The 17,276-nt window shown below is 71.3% G+C and carries 16 protein-coding genes; 14 read left to right on the top strand and 2 right to left on the bottom strand.

Features of this window, described 5'->3' with window-relative positions; all coding sequences use genetic code 11:
* Window positions 1-21: 21 nt before the first annotated feature.
* The 5 genes from mltG to aroB all read left to right on the top strand — a co-directional run bounded on the left by mltG (window position 22) and on the right by aroB (window position 4,804).
* On the top strand, window positions 22-1,218 hold the full coding sequence (mltG, locus tag ACIA8L_RS34730) for an endolytic transglycosylase MltG (protein ID WP_395911114.1): 1,197 nt from the start codon (window positions 22-24) through the stop codon (window positions 1,216-1,218).
* Window positions 1,219-2,007, top strand: coding sequence for a shikimate dehydrogenase (locus ACIA8L_RS34725; protein WP_395911113.1), 789 nt, complete (start codon window positions 1,219-1,221; stop codon window positions 2,005-2,007). It abuts the gene before it with no gap.
* Window positions 2,008-2,076: 69 nt separating this feature from the next.
* Window positions 2,077-3,255 carry a chorismate synthase gene (gene aroC, locus ACIA8L_RS34720; protein ID WP_395911111.1) on the top strand — a complete coding sequence of 393 codons (1,179 nt, stop codon included), beginning with the start codon at window positions 2,077-2,079 and terminating at the stop codon, window positions 3,253-3,255.
* Entirely contained in the window at window positions 3,252-3,749 is a 498-nt protein-coding gene (locus tag ACIA8L_RS34715; protein WP_395911110.1) for a shikimate kinase, read from the top strand. The genes aroC and ACIA8L_RS34715 overlap by 4 nt, the downstream gene beginning before the upstream one ends.
* Window positions 3,746-4,804 carry a 3-dehydroquinate synthase gene (gene aroB / locus ACIA8L_RS34710; RefSeq protein WP_395911108.1) on the top strand — a complete coding sequence of 353 codons (1,059 nt, stop codon included), beginning with the start codon at window positions 3,746-3,748 and terminating at the stop codon, window positions 4,802-4,804. The genes ACIA8L_RS34715 and aroB overlap by 4 nt, the downstream gene beginning before the upstream one ends.
* 37 nt (window positions 4,805-4,841) lie before the next feature.
* Here aroB and mptB read toward each other — a convergent pair whose 3' ends face one another.
* Complete coding sequence (gene mptB / locus ACIA8L_RS34705) at window positions 4,842-6,200, bottom strand: polyprenol phosphomannose-dependent alpha 1,6 mannosyltransferase MptB (protein ID WP_395911106.1); 1,359 nt, start codon at window positions 6,198-6,200, stop codon at window positions 4,842-4,844.
* A 225-nt stretch (window positions 6,201-6,425) separates the two neighbouring features.
* Here mptB and efp point away from each other — a divergent pair, with 225 nt between their 5' ends.
* Together efp and nusB are read left to right on the top strand one after the other, a co-directional pair.
* Window positions 6,426-6,983, top strand: coding sequence for an elongation factor P (efp, locus tag ACIA8L_RS34700; RefSeq protein WP_395911104.1), 558 nt, complete (start codon window positions 6,426-6,428; stop codon window positions 6,981-6,983).
* Window positions 6,984-7,063: 80 nt separating this feature from the next.
* A complete protein-coding gene (gene nusB / locus ACIA8L_RS34695; RefSeq protein ID WP_395911747.1) occupies window positions 7,064-7,471 on the top strand; it encodes a transcription antitermination factor NusB in 408 nt (135 codons plus the stop codon).
* 44 nt (window positions 7,472-7,515) lie between these two features.
* Here nusB and ACIA8L_RS34690 read toward each other — a convergent pair whose 3' ends face one another.
* Window positions 7,516-8,004 (bottom strand): transcriptional regulator, encoded by a 489-nt coding sequence (locus ACIA8L_RS34690; protein WP_033356835.1) that lies wholly within the window; start codon window positions 8,002-8,004, stop codon window positions 7,516-7,518.
* 191 nt (window positions 8,005-8,195) lie between these two features.
* On the opposite strand from ACIA8L_RS34690, the gene pyrR reads away from it, so the two are divergent.
* From pyrR to pyrF, 7 genes are all read left to right on the top strand, one after another.
* Window positions 8,196-8,765, top strand: coding sequence for a bifunctional pyr operon transcriptional regulator/uracil phosphoribosyltransferase PyrR (pyrR, locus tag ACIA8L_RS34685; protein WP_395911102.1), 570 nt, complete (start codon window positions 8,196-8,198; stop codon window positions 8,763-8,765).
* On the top strand, window positions 8,762-9,676 hold the full coding sequence (locus ACIA8L_RS34680) for an aspartate carbamoyltransferase catalytic subunit (RefSeq protein WP_395911101.1): 915 nt from the start codon (window positions 8,762-8,764) through the stop codon (window positions 9,674-9,676). The genes pyrR and ACIA8L_RS34680 overlap by 4 nt, the downstream gene beginning before the upstream one ends.
* A 29-nt stretch (window positions 9,677-9,705) precedes the next feature.
* Window positions 9,706-10,902, top strand: a complete 1,197-nt coding sequence (locus ACIA8L_RS34675; protein WP_395911745.1) for a dihydroorotase — start codon at window positions 9,706-9,708, stop codon at window positions 10,900-10,902.
* Window positions 10,899-12,008 carry a glutamine-hydrolyzing carbamoyl-phosphate synthase small subunit gene (gene carA / locus ACIA8L_RS34670; RefSeq protein WP_395911099.1) on the top strand — a complete coding sequence of 370 codons (1,110 nt, stop codon included), beginning with the start codon at window positions 10,899-10,901 and terminating at the stop codon, window positions 12,006-12,008. The genes ACIA8L_RS34675 and carA overlap by 4 nt, the downstream gene beginning before the upstream one ends.
* Entirely contained in the window at window positions 12,001-15,303 is a 3,303-nt protein-coding gene (carB, locus tag ACIA8L_RS34665; RefSeq protein WP_395911097.1) for a carbamoyl-phosphate synthase large subunit, read from the top strand. Before carA ends, carB begins: the two co-directional genes overlap by 8 nt.
* Before the next feature lie 78 nt (window positions 15,304-15,381).
* Window positions 15,382-16,380, top strand: a complete 999-nt coding sequence (locus ACIA8L_RS34660; protein ID WP_395911095.1) for a quinone-dependent dihydroorotate dehydrogenase — start codon at window positions 15,382-15,384, stop codon at window positions 16,378-16,380.
* The gene (pyrF, locus tag ACIA8L_RS34655) at window positions 16,380-17,234 is read left to right on the top strand and encodes an orotidine-5'-phosphate decarboxylase (RefSeq protein WP_395911743.1); all 855 of its coding nucleotides are present in this window, start codon (window positions 16,380-16,382) and stop codon (window positions 17,232-17,234) included. The genes ACIA8L_RS34660 and pyrF overlap by 1 nt, the downstream gene beginning before the upstream one ends.
* Window positions 17,235-17,276: the final 42 nt, after the last annotated feature.

Raw genomic sequence — 17,276 nt, 5'->3', positions numbered from 1 at the left:
CGCCCAGGAGGCTGAGTACAGATGTCCGAGCTGGATCTCGGGTGGGAAGACGAGGAGCGGCCGCGCCACCACGGGCGGCGCCGCGCCACCTCCGCGCAGGCCAAGAAGAAAAAGAAGGGCCGCGGCGGGCGTACCTTCCTCGCCTTCTTCCTGATCCTGGCGGTCTTCGGGTGCCTCGGTCTCGGCGTCTACGTCGGCATCGACAGGATCAAGGGCCTCTTCGACGCCCCCGACTACAACGGCGGCGGCACCGGTGAGGTGACGGTCGAGATCCTGCAGGGCCAGCTGGCCGCGCAGATCGGCGAGACGCTGCAGCAGAAGGACGTCGTCAAGAGCGCCAAGGCGTTCGTCGAGGCGGCCAAGAACGACGACCGCAGCCGCAAGCTGCAGCCGGGCTTCTACAACCTGCGCAAGCAGATGAAGGCCACCTCCGCCCTGTCGCTGCTGCTCGACCCGAAGAGCCGGCTGGTCAACAAGGTCACCCTCCCCGAAGGGCTGACCTGGCAGGAGACGTTCAAGAAGCTCGAGGAGGTCACGAAGATCCCCTACGCGGACTTCGAGACCGCGGCCAAGGACCCGAAGGCGCTCGGCGTCGGCGACGTCTGGTACACGCGCAAGGACGGCAAGCCGCGCGACCCCGGCATCGAGGGCTTCCTGTTCCCGGCCACCTACGACCTCCCGCCCAACGTCGACGCGACCGCCATCCTGAAGCTCATCGTGGCCCGGTTCAACCAGGAGATCGAGAAGATCGGCTTCCTCGACACGGTCCCGAGCGCGATGAACATCTCGCCCTACGAGGCGCTCGTCGCCTCCTCGATCGCGCAGGTCGAGGGCCTCGACAAGGACCAGCCCGGCATCGTGCGGGTGCTCTACAACCGGGTCTACAGCGGCAAGTTCCCGTGCAACTGCCTGCAGGTCGACAGCACGGTCAACTACTACCTGAAGATCACGAACAAGGGCGCCAAGCCGTCGACGGAGCTGCTCAACTCCGAGATCCACAACAAGAACAACCCGTACAACACGCACGACTTCCCGGGGATGCCGCGCGGCCCGATCAGCAACCCGGGCTCCAGCGCCCTGTCCGCGGCCATGAACCCGCCGCCGAGCGACTACTACTACTTCCTGGCCTACGACACGCAGGGCAATACCAAGTACGCGAAGACGTACAAGGAATTCCAGGCACTCTGGGACCAGGCCCAGAAGAACGGCGTGAAGTAGTTGCGGGCAGCTGTGCTCGGATCGCCGGTGAGCCACTCGCGCTCGCCGGCGATCCACCGTGCCGGCTACGTCGCGGCCGGGCTGGAAGGCTGGGATTACACCGCGATCGAGTGCGATGAGGAAGGGCTGGCCGGGCTGGTCGGGTCGCTCGGGCCGGAGTGGGCCGGGCTCTCGCTGACCATGCCGCTCAAGGAGGTCGCGCTCGCGGTCGCGAGCCTCGTCGACCCGTTCGCGGCGGCGATCGGCGCGGCCAACACGCTGGTGCGGCGTCCATACGGCTGGCACGCGTACAACACCGACGCCCCGGGCATGGTCCGCGCCCTGCTCGAGGCCGGCGTCCGCCGCACGCCGCGGCTGGCCCTGCTCGGCGCCGGCGGCACGGCCCGGGCGGCGATCGCGGCCGCCGCCAGCCTCGCCGCCGACGTCACCGTCTACACCCGCCGCCCCGAGGCCGCCGAGGAGCTGCGCCCGGTCGCGGAGGCCCTCGACGTGGAGCTGACCGCGGCCCCGTGGTCGGCGGCGGCGGAGGCCACCGGCGCCCCGGTCGTGATCTCCACCGTGCCGAAGGGCGCCGCCGACCACCTGGCCACGGCCGACTTCTCGGGCCGGCCGGTGGTCTTCGACGCGATCTACGACCCGTGGCCGACCCCGCTCGCGGCCGCCGCCCGGCACGCCGGCTGCCCGATCGTGTCCGGCCTCGATCTGCTGCTGTGGCAGGCGGTCGACCAGTTCGAGCTGTTCACCTCGGTCAAGGCCCCGGTCGCGGCGATGCGGGCGGCCCTGGCCTGACCACCAGAAGGTGGGATGTCCGCGGCCCGGGCAAACCCGGAGCAAGAGCCGCGTGACAAACTTGCGGGCGTGCTGCGCTGGTTGACTGCTGGGGAATCGCATGGCCCGGCGCTCGTCGCGATCCTGGAGGGCGTGCCCGCCGGGGTCGAGGTGACGAGCGCGTCCGTGGCGGCTGAGCTGGCCCGTCGACGTCTCGGCTACGGCCGGGGCGCGCGGATGGCGTTCGAGCAGGACGTCGTCGAGTTCATCGGCGGGCTCCGGCACGGGCTCACGCTCGGCAGCCCGGTCGCGATCCGGGTCGCCAACAGCGAGTGGCCCAAGTGGGAGACGGTCATGGCGGCCGACCCGGTCGACCCCGAGCTCCTCGCCGCCCAGGCCCGCAACGCCCCGCTGACCCGGCCCCGGCCCGGGCACGCGGACCTGGCGGGCATGCAGAAGTACGGCCACACGGACGCCCGCCCGATCCTCGAGCGCGCCAGTGCCCGCGAGACCGCGGCCCGGGTCGCCGTCGGCACGGTCGCCAAGGCCCTGCTGCGCCAGGCCCTGGGCGTGGAGATCGTCTCGCACGTCATCGAGCTCGGCTCGGTCGCGGCCAAGCCCGGCCTGCTGCCCACCCCCGACGACTTCGAGCGCATCGACGCCGACCCGCTGCGCTGCCTCGACCCGGACGCGAGCGCCCGCATGGTCGAGGAGGTCGACGCGGCCAAGAAGGATGCCGACACGCTCGGGGGGATCGTCGAGGTGCTGGCATACCACGTGCCACCGGGGCTCGGCAGCCACGTGCAGTGGGACCGCAAGCTCGACGCCCGGCTCGCGACCGCGCTCATGTCGATCCAGGCCATCAAGGGCGTGGAGATCGGCGACGCGTTCACCCAGGCCCGCTCCCGCGGCTCCGTCGCCCACGACGAGATCATCAACACCCCCGAGGGCGTCCGGCGCATCACCGACCGGGCCGGTGGCCTGGAGGGTGGCATGACGACCGGCGAGCCGCTGCGCGTGCGGGCCGCGATGAAGCCGATCTCGTCGCTCAACCGGGCCCTGCAGACCGTCGACGTCACCACCGGCGAGGCGGCCACGGCGATCAACCAGCGCTCCGACGTGTGCGCCGTGCCCGCGGCCGCGGTCGTGGCCGAGTCGATGGTCGCGCTGGTGCTGGCCGAGGCCGCGCTGGAGAAGTTCGGCGGCGATTCGGTCGTCGAGATCCGTCGCAACCTCACCGGCTACCTCGAGAACCTGGTGATCCGGTGAGCCCGCGGGCCGTGCTCGTCGGAGCCCCCGGCGCCGGCAAGACCACCGTCGGCCAGCTCCTCGCCGAGCACCTGGGCGTGCCGTTCCTGGACGCCGACACGGTGATCGAGGCCGAGGCCGGCAAGCCCATCCCGGAGATCTTCTTCGACGAGGGCGAGGAGCACTTCCGGGCCCTGGAGCGGGCGACGATCGCCGCCACGCTGGAGCGGTTCGACGGCGTGTTCGCCCTCGGTGGCGGGGCCGTCCTGGCCGAGGAGACCCGCAAGGCCCTCGCCGGGCACGCGGTGGTCTACCTGGAGGTCGGGTTCGCCGACGCCCTGTCCCGGGTCGGTCTCGGCGCCGGCCGCCCGCTGCTGGCGATCAACCCGCGGGCCACGCTCAAGCACCTGCTCGACCAGCGCCGCCCCATGTACGAGGAGGTCGCGACCGTGACCGTGGCCACCGACGGCCGCACGCCGGACGAGATCGCCGCGCAGGTGGCGGCCGCGCTATGACGGTCGTCGACGTCTCCGGATACGCCGTTCAGATCGGGCGCGGTGCCAGCGACGGTGTCGCCGACCTGGTCAAGGGGGCCGCGCAGGTCGCGGTGATCTTCGCGGCGCCCGTCCGCGGGCACGCTGAGCGGGTCGAGGCGGCGCTGACCGCGGCCGGCGCGAAGGTGCTGCCGATCGAGGTGCCCGACGCCGAGGCCGGCAAGGACATCGCCGTCGCGGCCCGGTGCTGGGACGAGCTCGGCGCGGCCGCGTTCACCCGCTCGGACGCGGTCGTGGGCGTCGGCGGCGGCGCGGTCACCGACCTGGCCGGCTTCGTGGCCGCGTGCTGGCTGCGGGGGGTGCGGGTGGTGACGGTACCCACCAGTCTGCTCGGCATGGTCGACGCCGCGGTCGGGGGCAAGACCGGCATCAACACGGCCGCCGGCAAGAACCTGGTCGGCGCGTTCTATCCGCCCGCCGGGGTCCTGTGCGACCTGGCCGCGCTCGACACGCTGGCCGCCGATGACCTGCTTGCGGGCATGGCCGAGATCGTGAAGTGCGGGTTCATCGCCGACCCGGTGATCCTGGACCTGATCGAGGCGGACCCCGCTCGCGCGCTGGACCCGGCGAGCCCCGTGCTGGCCGAGCTGATCGAGCGGTCGGTCGCCGTCAAGGCGCACGTGGTGTCGCAGGACCTGCGCGAGAGCAAGCTGCGCGAGATCCTGAACTACGGCCATACGCTCGGGCACGCCATCGAGCGGCGCGAGCAGTACCGGTGGAAGCACGGCCACGCGATCAGCGTCGGCCTCGTCTACGCGGCCGAGCTGGGGCGCCTCGCCGGCCGCCTGTCCGACTCGGTGGCGGACCGGCACCGCGCGATCCTGGAGCGCCTGGGCCTGCCGACGGCCTACCCGGCGGCGGCGTGGCCGGAGCTGCACGCGGCGATGCGGGTCGACAAGAAGGCCCGCGGCGCGCTGCTGCGCTTCGTGGTGCTCGACGGCCTGGCGCGGCCCGGCACGCTGGAGGGTCCGTCGGACGCCGTCCTGGAGCAGGCATACGCGTCGGTCGCGAGCTGACCGAGCGGTTTGTCGCTTTCCACGCCATGCGCAAAAGTCAGCTGGTCGCCGCCGCGGCGGCCAGCTGCGGCGCCGCGACCGGCGGGCGCATGCGGAGGTAGAGCAGCCCGGCCACGGTGCCGACGCTGGCGGCCACCACGGCGGCCGGGAACGCCGGAGCGCCCGTCGGGAGCAGGAACAGCGACAGGCCGACCGAGCCCCACACCGCGGCCGGCGGGATGCGGCGCAGGCCGGCGGCCATCGGGATGAAGGCCCACAGCAGGTACCACGGGTGGACCACCGGGCCGAGCAGGATGATCGAGCTCAGGGCCAGGCCGAGGCCGGCGACCGGGTTGGGGGCCCGCAGCAGGGCCCAGCCGGCCAGCAGGCAGCCGGCGATCGCGGCCGCCGTGCGGATGATCTGCATCGGCTCCGGCCAGCCCAGGGCGTCCAGGAGGAAGCCGACGTCGGTGCTGAAAGAGAGGCCGTTGCGGACCGAGGTCGGGGTGCGCATGGCGCTGATCCAGCCGATGCTCAGGCCCGAGGCCAGCTGCAGGCCGACGGCGGAGGCGGCCGCGGCCGCGCCGATGCGCAGCCAGGCGCGGGGGCAGAGGACCAGGATGGTGAGCAGGGCCAGGGCGGCCGGGGCCTTGATCAGGGCGGCCGCGGCGATCAGGGCGGCACCGAGGGCCGGGCGGTTGCGGACGGCGGCGTAGAGACCGGCGGCCATCAGGCCGACCATGATGGCGTCGTTGTGCATGCCGGCGACGAAGTGCAGCAGCAGCAGCGGGTTGAGGGCGCCGAACCACAGGGCGCGCTGCGCGGGGACGCCGAAGCGGGCGGCCAGGCCGGGCAGGCACAGCACGATCAGAGCCACGCCGACCAGGGCGATCAGGCGGAAGGCCAGGACACCCCACATCATGTGCGGCCCTGTGACGTTGACCACGGCCGAGGCCGCGCGCAGGAACAGCGGGCCGTAGGGGGCGGGCGTGTGCTGCCAGATGAGCGGGACCTCGGCGGCGAACTGACCACCGAGCGCGGAGGGGCCGAACTTGTAGGCGTCCAGGCCCTCGTGCACCATCGCACCCTGCGCCAGGTAGCTGTACACGTCCTGGCTGAACATCGGCGGGACGAAGACGAGTGGGCCGGCCCAGCACAGCAGGGTGCGGACGAGATCGGCGGTGGTCTGCTCCTCCAGTGTCCGCCGCAGCCGCAGCCAGGCCCCGCAGAGCAGGGCGACACCGACGTAGGCGACCGCGATCGCGACCAGCGGCAGGGAGCGTAACTCCCGCACGACCGGCCATGTGCCCAGGTCATCGCCGGTTTTGGGAAGCGCCCCGGCGGCCAGGCCGCCCACCGCGATGGCGACGGATCCGGCGAAGCCCAGGGTACGGTTGAGGAGGTCCGGTCTTCCCACCCGGGCACGCTGGCAGAGCCACGTGTCCTGCGGACGAACGAAGTATGAACGGAAGACGATGCTCGCAGTACACTGCGTCGCGCGATTTGGGGCCTCCCGGTAGACTTCACCGGGCATTTTTTCCCGACGCTGTGGGTGGGTCGTGTCAACCGGACAACCCGCCGACGGCGGGATCTCATTCTCCCGGTCTGCAGGCCGCGAGCGACGAAAGTGACGTCAATACACATGGCATCCACGAACGACCTGAAGAACGGCCTGGTGCTCAACCTCGACGGCGACCTGTGGACCGTCGTGGAGTTCCAGCATGTCAAGCCGGGCAAGGGCGGCGCGTTCGTGCGGACCACCCTGAAGAACGTCCTGTCCGGCAAGGTGGTCGACCGCACGTTCAACGCCGGGACCAAGGTCGAAACCGCCACGGTCGACAAGCGCACGATGCAGTACCTCTACGCCGACGGTGACGACTTCGTGTTCATGGACCTGGACACCTACGACCAGATCACGGTCCCCGGCGGTGTCGTCGGCGAGGCGAGCAAGTTCCTGCTCCCCGAGGCCCAGGTCATCGTGGCCACGCACGAGGACGCGCCGCTGTATGTCGAGCTGCCGACCTCGGTGATCCTGGAGATCACCTACACCGAGCCGGGCCTGCAGGGCGACCGTTCGACCGGCGGCACCAAGCCGGCGACCGTCGAGACCGGCGCGACCGTCAACGTGCCGCTGTTCATCTCGACCGGCGAGAAGATCAAGGTCGACACCCGCGACAGCCGTTACCTGGGCCGGGCGTGACTTCAGGGGACTACAGCGACGGCACGGTCACCAACGTGTCGTCCGGCGGCTCGTTCCTGGGCGGCGACGTCACCGCCCAGATGACCGCCCGCCGCAAGGCCCGCAAGCGCGCGCTGGACGTGCTCTACCAGGCCGACCTGCGCAGCGAGCCGCGCGGGAAGGTGCTGGCCGCCTACGTGGCGAACCTCGAGGAGCCCAAGCCCGGCTACCTGCCGTACACGGTCCGGCTCGTCGAGGGGGTCGAGGACCACGCCGCCCGCATCGACGAGCTGCTGTCCAGCTACGCCGAGGGCTGGACGCTGGAGCGGATGCCGGTGGTCGACCGCAACCTGGCCCGCATCGCCGTCTACGAGCTGCTCTACAACGACGAGATCGACAACCCGGTGGCGATCACCGAGGCGGTGGAGCTGGCCGAGACGCTGTCGACCGACGACTCCCCGCGCTTCCTCAACGGCATCCTCGGGCGAATAGCCGACTACGCGACATGAAAAAGGGGCCACACCCACGCGGGTGCGGCCCCTTTTCACACAGCTCAACTCTGGAACAGGCTCCGCGGGTCGGTGACCAGCACGCCGTGCTCGTTCAGGCGCTCGACCAGGCCCGACGGCGAAGCGTCGTAGACGATCGCCAGGGCGCGGAGGTCGTCCGCACGGATCGACAGCACGCGGCCGTTGTAGTCGCCCCGCTGCTGCTGGATGGCCCGGGCGTAGCGGGCGACATACGCGAGGTCCTCGGCGCCGGCGTCGTAGAGGCGCTCCAGGTCGAGGACGATCTTGTTGGTGGGCTCGTGGCGGACGCCACTGCCCTCGGGCAGCAGCTCGGCGACGGGCACGCGGTAGAACTCGGCCAGCTCCGCCAGGCGAGAGACGGTGACGGCACGGTCGCCACGCTCATACGACCCGACGACGACGGCCTTCCAGCGCCCGGCCGACTTCTCCTCGACACCCTGCAGAGACAGCCCCTGCTGCTGTCGGATGGAGCGCAGGCGAGCACCAAGAGACTTGGCGTACTCAGACGGCATACGGACACTCCCAGTCACTGGCCTGAGGGGTTTCCCCAGCGATCGCTACGGAGCGTGACCGTAACTGGCGGGCGACGCGTGGTCAAGTCTCTGAGACCCTTCCGTTGCCCTGGTCAGGGCGGTTGTTAGGGTAGTTGACGTTCGACGTCCTTTAACGACCCGTCCGGTGAGGCGGGGAAGGGGGTCTGGTTTTGTCGTCCCCGACAACCGGCACTGAGCTGGGTAAAACCATCCTAACGGCGGCAGATGTCGCCCGTGTGGTGGACCGGATTGCCCATCAGATTCTGGAAAAGACGTCCGGCGCGGCCGAAACGGTGCTGCTGGGCATACCTACCCGCGGCGTTCCGCTGGCCCGCCGCCTAGCTGCCCGGATCGCGGCATTCGAGGGTCTTGACATCCCCGTGGGTGTGTTGGACATCACGCTGTACCGGGACGATCTGCGACTGCACGCGACGCGTGCTGTGGGTCACACCGAGATCCCTCCGGGCGGCCTCGACGGGCGTCGCGTGATCCTGGTCGACGACGTCCTCTTCTCCGGCCGGACCGTCCGGGCCGCGCTCGACGCGCTCAAGGACCTCGGCCGGCCCCGCGCCGTGCAACTGGCCGTCCTGGTCGACCGCGGCCACCGCGAACTGCCGATCCGGGCCGACTACGTCGGCAAGAACATCCCGACCGCGATGGACGAGAGCGTGCGGGTGCTGATCGCCGAGACCGACGGCAGCGACAGCGTGGTCATCAAGAGCAAGGGGGACCGGGCATGATCAAGCACCTGCTGAGCGCGGCCGACCTCGACGCGGCCACCGCCACCCGGGTCCTCGACACGGCGCAGGAGATGGCCGGCCTGGCCGCCCGCGAGGTGAAGAAGCTGCCGACGCTGCGCGGCCGCACCGTCGTGAACCTGTTCTACGAGGACTCCACCCGCACCCGGATCTCGTTCGAGGCCGCGGCCAAGCGCCTGTCGGCCGACGTCATCAACTTCTCGGCCAAGGGCTCCAGCGTCTCCAAGGGCGAAAGTCTCAAGGACACCGCCCTGACGCTGCAGGCGATGGGCGCCGACGCCGTCGTGATCCGCCACCCGGCCAGCGGGGCCCCGCACCGGCTCGCCAACTGGGTCGAGGGCAGCGTGGTCAACGCCGGCGACGGCACCCACGAGCACCCGACGCAGGCGCTGCTGGACGCCTACACCATGCGCAGCCGCCTCGGCCGCCTCGCCGGGCTCAACGTCGTCATCGTCGGCGACGTGCTGCACTCCCGGGTTGCCCGCTCCAACGTGCAGCTGCTGCACACGCTCGGGGCCAAGGTGACGCTCGTCGCGCCGCCGACCCTGCTGCCGGTCGGTGTGCAGGCGTGGCCGGCCGCCACCTCCTACGACCTCGACGCGGTGGTGCCCGACGCCGACGTGGTCATGATGCTGCGGGTGCAGCGGGAGCGGATGAACCAGGCGTACTTCCCGTCCGAGCGCGAGTACAGCCGCCGCTACGGCTTCGACGTGCCCCGCATGCGCCGCCTGCCCGAGCACGCGATCGTCATGCACCCCGGCCCGATGAACCGCGGCATGGAGATCGCGCCCGAGGTGGCCGACTCGGCCCGCTCCACGATCGTCGAACAGGTCGCCAACGGTGTCTCCGTGCGGATGGCCGTCCTTTACCTGCTGCTGGGAGGCAAGTCGTGACGGTCATCACCGGCACACAGCTGGGCGACATTCATGTCGAAAATGGAAAAGTCGTAAATATTGACGAGAGCCACACGGGGGCACTCATCGCCCTCCCCGGCCTGGTCGACCTCCACACCCACCTGCGCGAGCCCGGACGTGAGGACGCCGAGACGGTCGAGTCCGGCTCGCGGGCGGCCGCCCTCGGCGGGTACACCGCGGTCTGCGCGATGGCCAACACCTCGCCGGTCGCCGACACCGCCGGCGTCGTCGAGCAGGTCTGGCGGCTCGGGCGCGAGGCCGGCCTGGTCGACGTCCAGCCGATCGGCGCCGTCACCGTCGGCCTGGCCGGCGAGCAGCTCGCCGAGCTCGGGGCGATGGCCGACTCCGCGGCCAGGGTCCGGGTCTTCTCCGACGACGGGCACTGCGTCCACGACCCCCGGCTCATGCGCCGCGCCCTGGAATACGTGAAGGCGTTCGACGGCGTGATCGCCCAGCACGCCGAGGAGCCGCGGCTGACCACCGGCGCGCAGATGAACGAGGGCGAGGTCGCGGCCCGGCTCGGGCTGACCGGCTGGCCGGCCGTCGCCGAGGAGGCGATCATCGCCCGGGACGTGCTGCTGGCCGGGCACGTCGGTGCGCGGCTGCACATCTGCCACGTCTCCACCGCCGGCAGCGTCGAGCTGATCCGCTGGGCCAAGTCCAAGGGCTGGCGGGTCACGGCCGAGGTCACGCCGCACCACCTGCTGCTCACCGAGGACCGGGCCACGCAGTACGACCCGGTCTTCAAGGTCAACCCACCGTTGCGCACCGAGGCCGACGTCCTGGCCCTGCGCGCGGGGCTGCTCGACGGCACGATCGACATCGTCGCCACCGACCACGCCCCGCACAGCGTCGAGGACAAGGAGTGCGAGTGGGCGTACGCCCGGCCCGGGATGCTGGGGCTGGAGACCGCGCTCGCCATCGTGGTGCAGACCATGGGCCCCAAGTGGGACCGCATCGCGGAGTGGATGTCGGCCGCTCCGGCGCGCATCGCCGGTTTGACCGGTCACGGCGGCGCCATCGAGGTCGGGCAGCCGGCCAACATCGCGATCTTCGACCCGAGCGTGCGCTGGACCGTCGACCCGACGGCGATGGCCAGCCGCTCCCGCAACACCCCTTACGCCGGAATGGAGCTGCGCGGCCGCATCGACGCGACCTACCTGCGCGGGGAGCCGACGGTGCAGAACGGAAAGGCGACACGGTGACACGCAAAGAAGCCTTGTTGGTACTGGAAGACGGCCGCACATTTCGCGGCGAGGCCTTCGGCGCCGTCGGCGAGACCTTCGGCGAGGCGGTCTTCAACACCGGTATGACCGGTTACCAGGAGACGCTGACCGACCCCAGCTACCACCGCCAGGTCGTCGTGCAGACCGCGCCGCAGATCGGCAACACCGGCATCAACGGCGAGGACGACGAGTCAGACCGGATCTGGGTCTCCGGCTACGTGCTGCGCGACCCGTCGCGGACCTACTCCAACTGGCGCGCCACCGGCAGCCTGCAGGACCGGCTCGCGGCCGAGGACATCGTCGGCATCAGCGGCATCGACACCCGTGCGCTCACCCGGCACCTGCGCGAGCGGGGGGCCATGCGGGTCGGCGTGTCAAGCGTCGAGGACGACCCCGAGGCCCTCCTCGAGCGCGTCCGGCAGCAGCCGGAGATGCTCGGCGCCGACCTCTCCGCGGAGGTGAGCACGCCGCGGCGCTACACCGTGGAAGCCCTCGGCGAGCACCGGCTGACGGTCGCGGCGATCGATCTGGGGATCAAGCGCAACGTGCCGCGCCGCCTCGCCGCCCGCGGTGTCACCACCCACGTGCTGCCGGCCGCGACGACCCTCGACGACATCAAGGCCCTCGGCGCCGACGCGGTCTTCTTCTCGCCCGGCCCCGGCGACCCGGCCACCGCGGACGACCCGGTCGACCTGGCCAAGGCCGTCATGGGGGCGAGGATCCCGCTGTTCGGCATCTGCTTCGGCAGCCAGATCCTGGGCCGCGCGCTCGGGTTCGGCACCTACAAGCTCGGCTACGGCCACCGCGGCATCAACCAGCCCGTGCTCGACCGCACCACCGGCAAGGTCGAGGTCACCAGCCACAACCACGGCTTCGCGGTCGAGGCGCCCCTCGACCGGAAGGTCGAGACCGAGTTCGGCGCCGTCGAGGTGAGCCACGTCTGCCTCAACGACAACGTGGTCGAGGGCCTGCGCTGCCTCGACACCCCGGCCTTCACCGTGCAGTACCACCCGGAGGCGGCAGCGGGGCCGCACGACGCGGATTACCTGTTCGATCGATTCGCGGAGCTGATGCAGCGTGCCTAAGCGCACCGATCTCCGGCACGTCCTCGTCATCGGCTCCGGGCCGATCGTCATCGGGCAGGCGTGCGAGTTCGACTACTCCGGCACCCAGGCCTGCCGCGTGCTGCGGGCCGAGGGGCTGCGGGTCAGCCTGGTCAACAGCAACCCGGCGACCATCATGACCGACCCCGAGTTCGCCGACGCGACCTACGTGGAGCCGATCACGCCCGAGTTCGTCGAGCAGGTGATCGCCAGGGAGCGCCCCGACGCGCTGCTGGCCACCCTCGGCGGGCAGACCGCGCTCAACACGGCCGTCGCGCTGCACGAGGCCGGGGTCCTGGAGAAGTACGGCGTCGAGCTCATCGGGGCCGACATCGACGCGATCCGCCGTGGCGAGGACCGCCAGCTGTTCAAGGACATCGTGGCGAAGGCCGGCGGGGAGACGCCCCGCTCGCGGGTCTGCCACTCGATGGACGAGGTCCACGCGACCGTCGCCGAGCTCGGGCTCCCGGTCGTCATCCGGCCCTCGTTCACCATGGGCGGCCTCGGCTCCGGCATGGCGCACAACGACGCCGACCTCGAGCGGCTGGCCGGCGGCGGCCTGGCCGCCTCCCCGGTGCACGAGGTGCTCATCGAGGAGAGCGTGCTCGGCTGGAAGGAGTACGAGCTCGAGCTCATGCGCGACAAGCGCGACAACGTCGTCGTCGTGTGCTCGATCGAGAACGTGGACGCCATGGGCGTGCACACCGGCGACTCGGTCACCGTCGCGCCGGCGATGACGCTCACCGACGTGGAGTACCAGAAACTCCGGGATCTTGGCATTGCCGTTCTTCGCGAGGTCGGCGTCGACACCGGCGGCTGCAACATCCAGTTCGCGGTCAACCCGGCCAACGGGCGCCTCGTCGTCATCGAGATGAACCCGCGGGTGTCGCGCTCCAGCGCTCTGGCGTCGAAGGCGACCGGCTTCCCGATCGCCAAGATCGCCGCGAAGCTCGCCATCGGCTACACCCTCGACGAGATCCCCAACGACATCACGCTCAAGACGCCGGCCGCCTTCGAGCCGTCGCTGGACTACGTCGTCGTGAAGATCCCGCGGTTCGCGTTCGAGAAGTTCCCGGGCGCCGACGCGGAGCTCACCACCACGATGAAGTCGGTGGGCGAGGCGATGTCGCTCGGCCGGACCTTCCAGGAGGCGCTGGGCAAGGCCATGCGCTCGATGGAGACGAAGGCCGCGGGCTTCTGGACGCTCCCCGACAAGGCCGGCGAGTCCGCCCTGGAAGCGCTCAAGATCCCGCACGACGGCCGGTTGTACACCGCGGAGCTCGCACTGCGCCAAGGGCACACGGTCGACGAGGTCGCCGCGGTGTCCGGCTACGACCCGTGGTTCGTCGACCAGCTCGCCGCCCTCGTGGACCTGCGGGCCGAGATCGTCGACGCGGCCGTGCTCGACCTGCCGCTGCTGCGCCGGGCGAAGCGGGCCGGGCTCTCGGACCGCCAGATCGCCGCCCTGCGCCCGGAGTTCGCGGGCGAGGACGGGGTGCGGTCGCTGCGCCACCGGCTCGGGCTGCGGCCGGTCTACAAGACCGTCGACACATGCGCCGCGGAGTTCGCGGCCGGCACGCCGTACCACTACAGCACCTACGAGGACGAGACCGAGGTCACCCCGTCCGACCGGCCCAAGGTGCTGATCCTCGGCTCCGGACCCAACCGCATCGGCCAGGGCATCGAGTTCGACTACTCGTGCGTGCACGCGGTCATGGCGCTGCGGGCCAAGGGCTACGAGACCGTGATGGTCAACTGCAACCCGGAGACGGTGTCGACCGACTACGACACCGCCGACCGGCTGTACTTCGAGCCGCTCACCTTCGAGGACGTCCTGGAGGTCGTGCACGCCGAGGACAGCTCGGGCCGGGCCGCCGGCGGCCCCGGTGTCATCGGCGTCATCGTGCAGCTGGGCGGGCAGACCCCGCTGGGGCTCGCGGAGCGCCTCGAACAGGCCGGTGTGCCGATCGTGGGTACCTCACCGGCCGCCATCGACCTCGCCGAGGACCGGGGCCGCTTCGGCAAGCTGCTCACCGAGGCCGGCCTGCGCTCGCCCGACCACGGCACGGCGACCACGTTCCCGGAGGCCAAGCTGATCGCCGACGCGATCGGCTACCCGGTGCTGGTCCGCCCGTCCTACGTGCTCGGCGGCCGCGGCATGGAGATCGTCTACGACGAGCCGACGCTGCGCGACTACATCGGCCGGGCCACCGAGATCTCGCCGGCCCACCCGGTGCTGGTCGACCGGTTCCTCGACGACGCCATCGAGATCGACGTCGACGCGCTCTGCGACGCGACCGGCGAGGTGTACCTCGGCGGCGTCATGGAGCACATCGAGGAGGCCGGGGTCCACTCCGGCGACTCGTCCTGCGCGCTGCCGCCGATCACCCTGGCCGCGTCGCACCTGGCCGAGGTCCGCCGCTACACGGCCGCGATCGCCCGCGGGGTCGGGGTCCGGGGCCTGCTCAACGTCCAGTACGCGCTCAAGGACGACGTCCTCTACGTCCTCGAGGCCAACCCGCGGGCCTCGCGCACGGTGCCGTTCGTGTCGAAGGCGACCGCGGTGCCCCTCGCGAAGGCGGCCGCCCGCATCGCGCTCGGCGCCACGGTGGCCGAGCTGCGCGCGGAGGGGCTGCTGCCGGCCGAGGGCGACGGCGGGATGCTGCCGGACAACGCCCCGATCGCCGTCAAGGAGGCCGTCCTGCCGTTCAAGCGGTTCCGCACCGCCGAGGGCAAGGGCGTCGACAACCTGCTCGGCCCCGAGATGAAGTCGACCGGCGAGGTGATGGGCATCGACCCGTCCTTCGGGCACGCCTTCGCCAAGTCCCAGGCGGCCGCCTACGGCTCGCTGCCCACCTCCGGCACCGTGCTCGTCACCGTGGCCAACCGGGACAAGCGCGGGATCGTCTTCCCGGTCAAGCGCCTGGCCGACCTCGGCTTCGCGATCGTGGCCACCGCCGGGACGGGGGAGGTGCTGCGCCGCTACGGCGTCGCCTGCGAGATCGTGCCCAAGCACTTCGAGGAGGGCGCCGGGCGCAACGCCGTCGCGCTGATCGCGGCGGGCGACGTGGACCTGGTCATCAACACACCGCAGGGCTCCAGCGGGCGGCAGGACGGCTACGAGATCCGCAGTGCCGCCGTTGTCGCCGACATCCCGTGCATCACGACGCTGCCGGGTGCGGCGGCTGCGGTGATGGGGGTCGAGGCGCTCATCCGCGGCGAGATGACCGTGCGGCCGCTGCAGGAGCTGCACGCGGCGCTGAAGGAAGCACGGTGACCGGTCCGGAGCGCAGCGGAGGGCCGGGCCCCATGTCGACCACTGCACGTCGGCACCGGAGCCGGCGGAGGTGACGGCGTGACGTTCTACGAGAAGACGGTCCGCCCAGTCCTGTTCCGGCTGGGCGGCGGGGACGCCGAGTCGGTGCACGAGCGGACCCTGCGCGCCCTGGCGCGGCTGCCGCGGGCCCGGCGCCCGCACAGCCCGCCGGGCGCCCGCCGGACCGTGTTCGGGGTCGACTTCCCCAACCCGGTCGGGCTCGCCGCCGGCATGGACAAGGACGGCCGCGCGCTGGGAGCCTGGCCGCGGCTGGGCTTCGGCTTCGTCGAGGTCGGCACCGTCACCCGGCACCCACAGCCGGGCAACGAGCGGCCGCGGCTGTTCCGGCTGCCCGAGCACGAGGCGATCGTCAACCGGATGGGGTTCAACAACGCCGGCGCCGATGCTCTCGCGGCCCGGCTGCGGGCGCTCGGACCCCTGTGCGTGCCGCTGGGCATCAGCCTCGGCAAGAGCAAGATCACCCCGCTGACCGGGGCCGTCGAGGACTACGTGCACAGTTTCCGGCAGCTGTACGGCCTGGGCGCCTACTTCGCCGTGAACGTCAGCTCGCCCAACACGCCGGGCCTGCGCGAGCTGCAGGACAAGGCGCATCTCTCGGCCCTGCTCGGTGCCCTGCGCTCGGAGGCCCAGTCGCTCGGCGGCCCGGTGCCGATCCTGGTCAAGGTCGCGCCCGACCTGACCGACGCGGCCCTCGGCGACCTGCTCGACGTCTGCCTGGGCCTCGGGGTGGCCGGGCTCATCGCAACCAACACCACCGTCGAGCGCCCCGGGGTCACCACCGCCGAGGCCGGCGGGCTCAGCGGCCGGCCCCTGGCCGCGCGGGCCCTGGAGGTCGTGCGGTTCGTGGCCAAGGAGAGCGGCCTGCCGGTCATCGGCGTCGGCGGCATCACCCGCCCCGACGACGCGCAGCGGATGCTCGACGCCGGCGCCGCGCTGGTTCAGCTCTACACCGGATTCATCTACCGCGGCCCGGCGCTCGTCCGGGGTGCGGTCGCATCGACTAGGAGCACACTTTGATCGCGCAGGGTGTGACCGAGCCCTTCGGGGCCCGGCTGCGGGCCGCTATGGACACGCTGGGGCCGTTGTGCGTGGGGATCGACCCTCACCCCTCCATCCTGGCTTCCTGGGGCCTCTCCGACGATGTCAAGGGCCTGGAAGCGTTCAGTCGGACGGTGGGGGAGGCCCTGGCCGGACGGGTTGCGGCGATCAAGCCCCAGTCCGCCTTTTTTGAGCGTTTCGGCTCCAGGGGCATAGCCGTGCTTGAGTCGGTTATCCGACAGTTGAGCGGCTCCGGAAGTCTTGTAATTCTCGACGTCAAGCGGGGTGACATCGGTTCCACGGCGGCCGCGTACGCCGACGCGTACCTCGATCCGGCCTCGCCGCTCTGCGCCGACGCCGTCACCGTGAGTCCCTACCTCGGCTTCGGTGCTCTCGGCCCGATTGTCGGGAAAGCCCGGGAAAACGGCCTCGGCGCGTTCGTGCTGGCCCTCACCTCGAATCCCGAGGGCGCGGCCGTCCAGCGGGCCGTCGCGGCCGACGGGCGGACCGTCGCGCAGACCATCATCGACGAGATTTCCCAGGTCAACGCCGGTGTGAGCCCCATGGGCGACATCGGCGTGGTGGTCGGGGCGACCGTCGGACCGACCGGCCACAGGCTGATCGATCTCAATGGACCGATCCTCGCGCCGGGCCTCGGGGCCCAGGGCGGGAAGGCCGAGGATCTGCGCGCCGTATTCGGGAACGCGCTCGATCTCGTTCTCCCCTCGTGGTCCCGGGAAGTCCTCTCGGCGGGTCCGGATCAGGCCGCGTTGCGGGCCGCCGCGGACCGCGCGCGTGATTCCTGTGCGTCCGCAATTGCGGTCACTGCGTGATCACCGAATCTTCACAAGGCGTCGATCTTGTCTTCTGACGTT

The sequence above is a fragment of the Dactylosporangium sp. NPDC051541 genome (assembly GCF_044454505.1).
Taxonomy (GTDB): Bacteria; Actinomycetota; Actinomycetes; order Mycobacteriales; family Micromonosporaceae; genus Dactylosporangium.
Note: the sequence above shows the minus strand (reverse complement) of the source record. Positions and strands in the feature narration are given on the sequence as shown.

Coding starts and splice junctions, on each gene's coding strand:
- mltG (WP_395911114.1), top strand. CDS start 22: ATGTCCGAGCTGGATCTCGGGTGGGAAGACGAGGAGCGGCCGCGCCAC.
- aroB (WP_395911108.1), top strand. CDS start 3,746: ATGACGGTCGTCGACGTCTCCGGATACGCCGTTCAGATCGGGCGCGGT.
- efp (WP_395911104.1), top strand. CDS start 6,426: ATGGCATCCACGAACGACCTGAAGAACGGCCTGGTGCTCAACCTCGAC.
- nusB (WP_395911747.1), top strand. CDS start 7,064: ATGACCGCCCGCCGCAAGGCCCGCAAGCGCGCGCTGGACGTGCTCTAC.
- ACIA8L_RS34690 (WP_033356835.1), bottom strand. CDS start 8,004: ATGCCGTCTGAGTACGCCAAGTCTCTTGGTGCTCGCCTGCGCTCCATC.
- ACIA8L_RS34680 (WP_395911101.1), top strand. CDS start 8,762: ATGATCAAGCACCTGCTGAGCGCGGCCGACCTCGACGCGGCCACCGCC.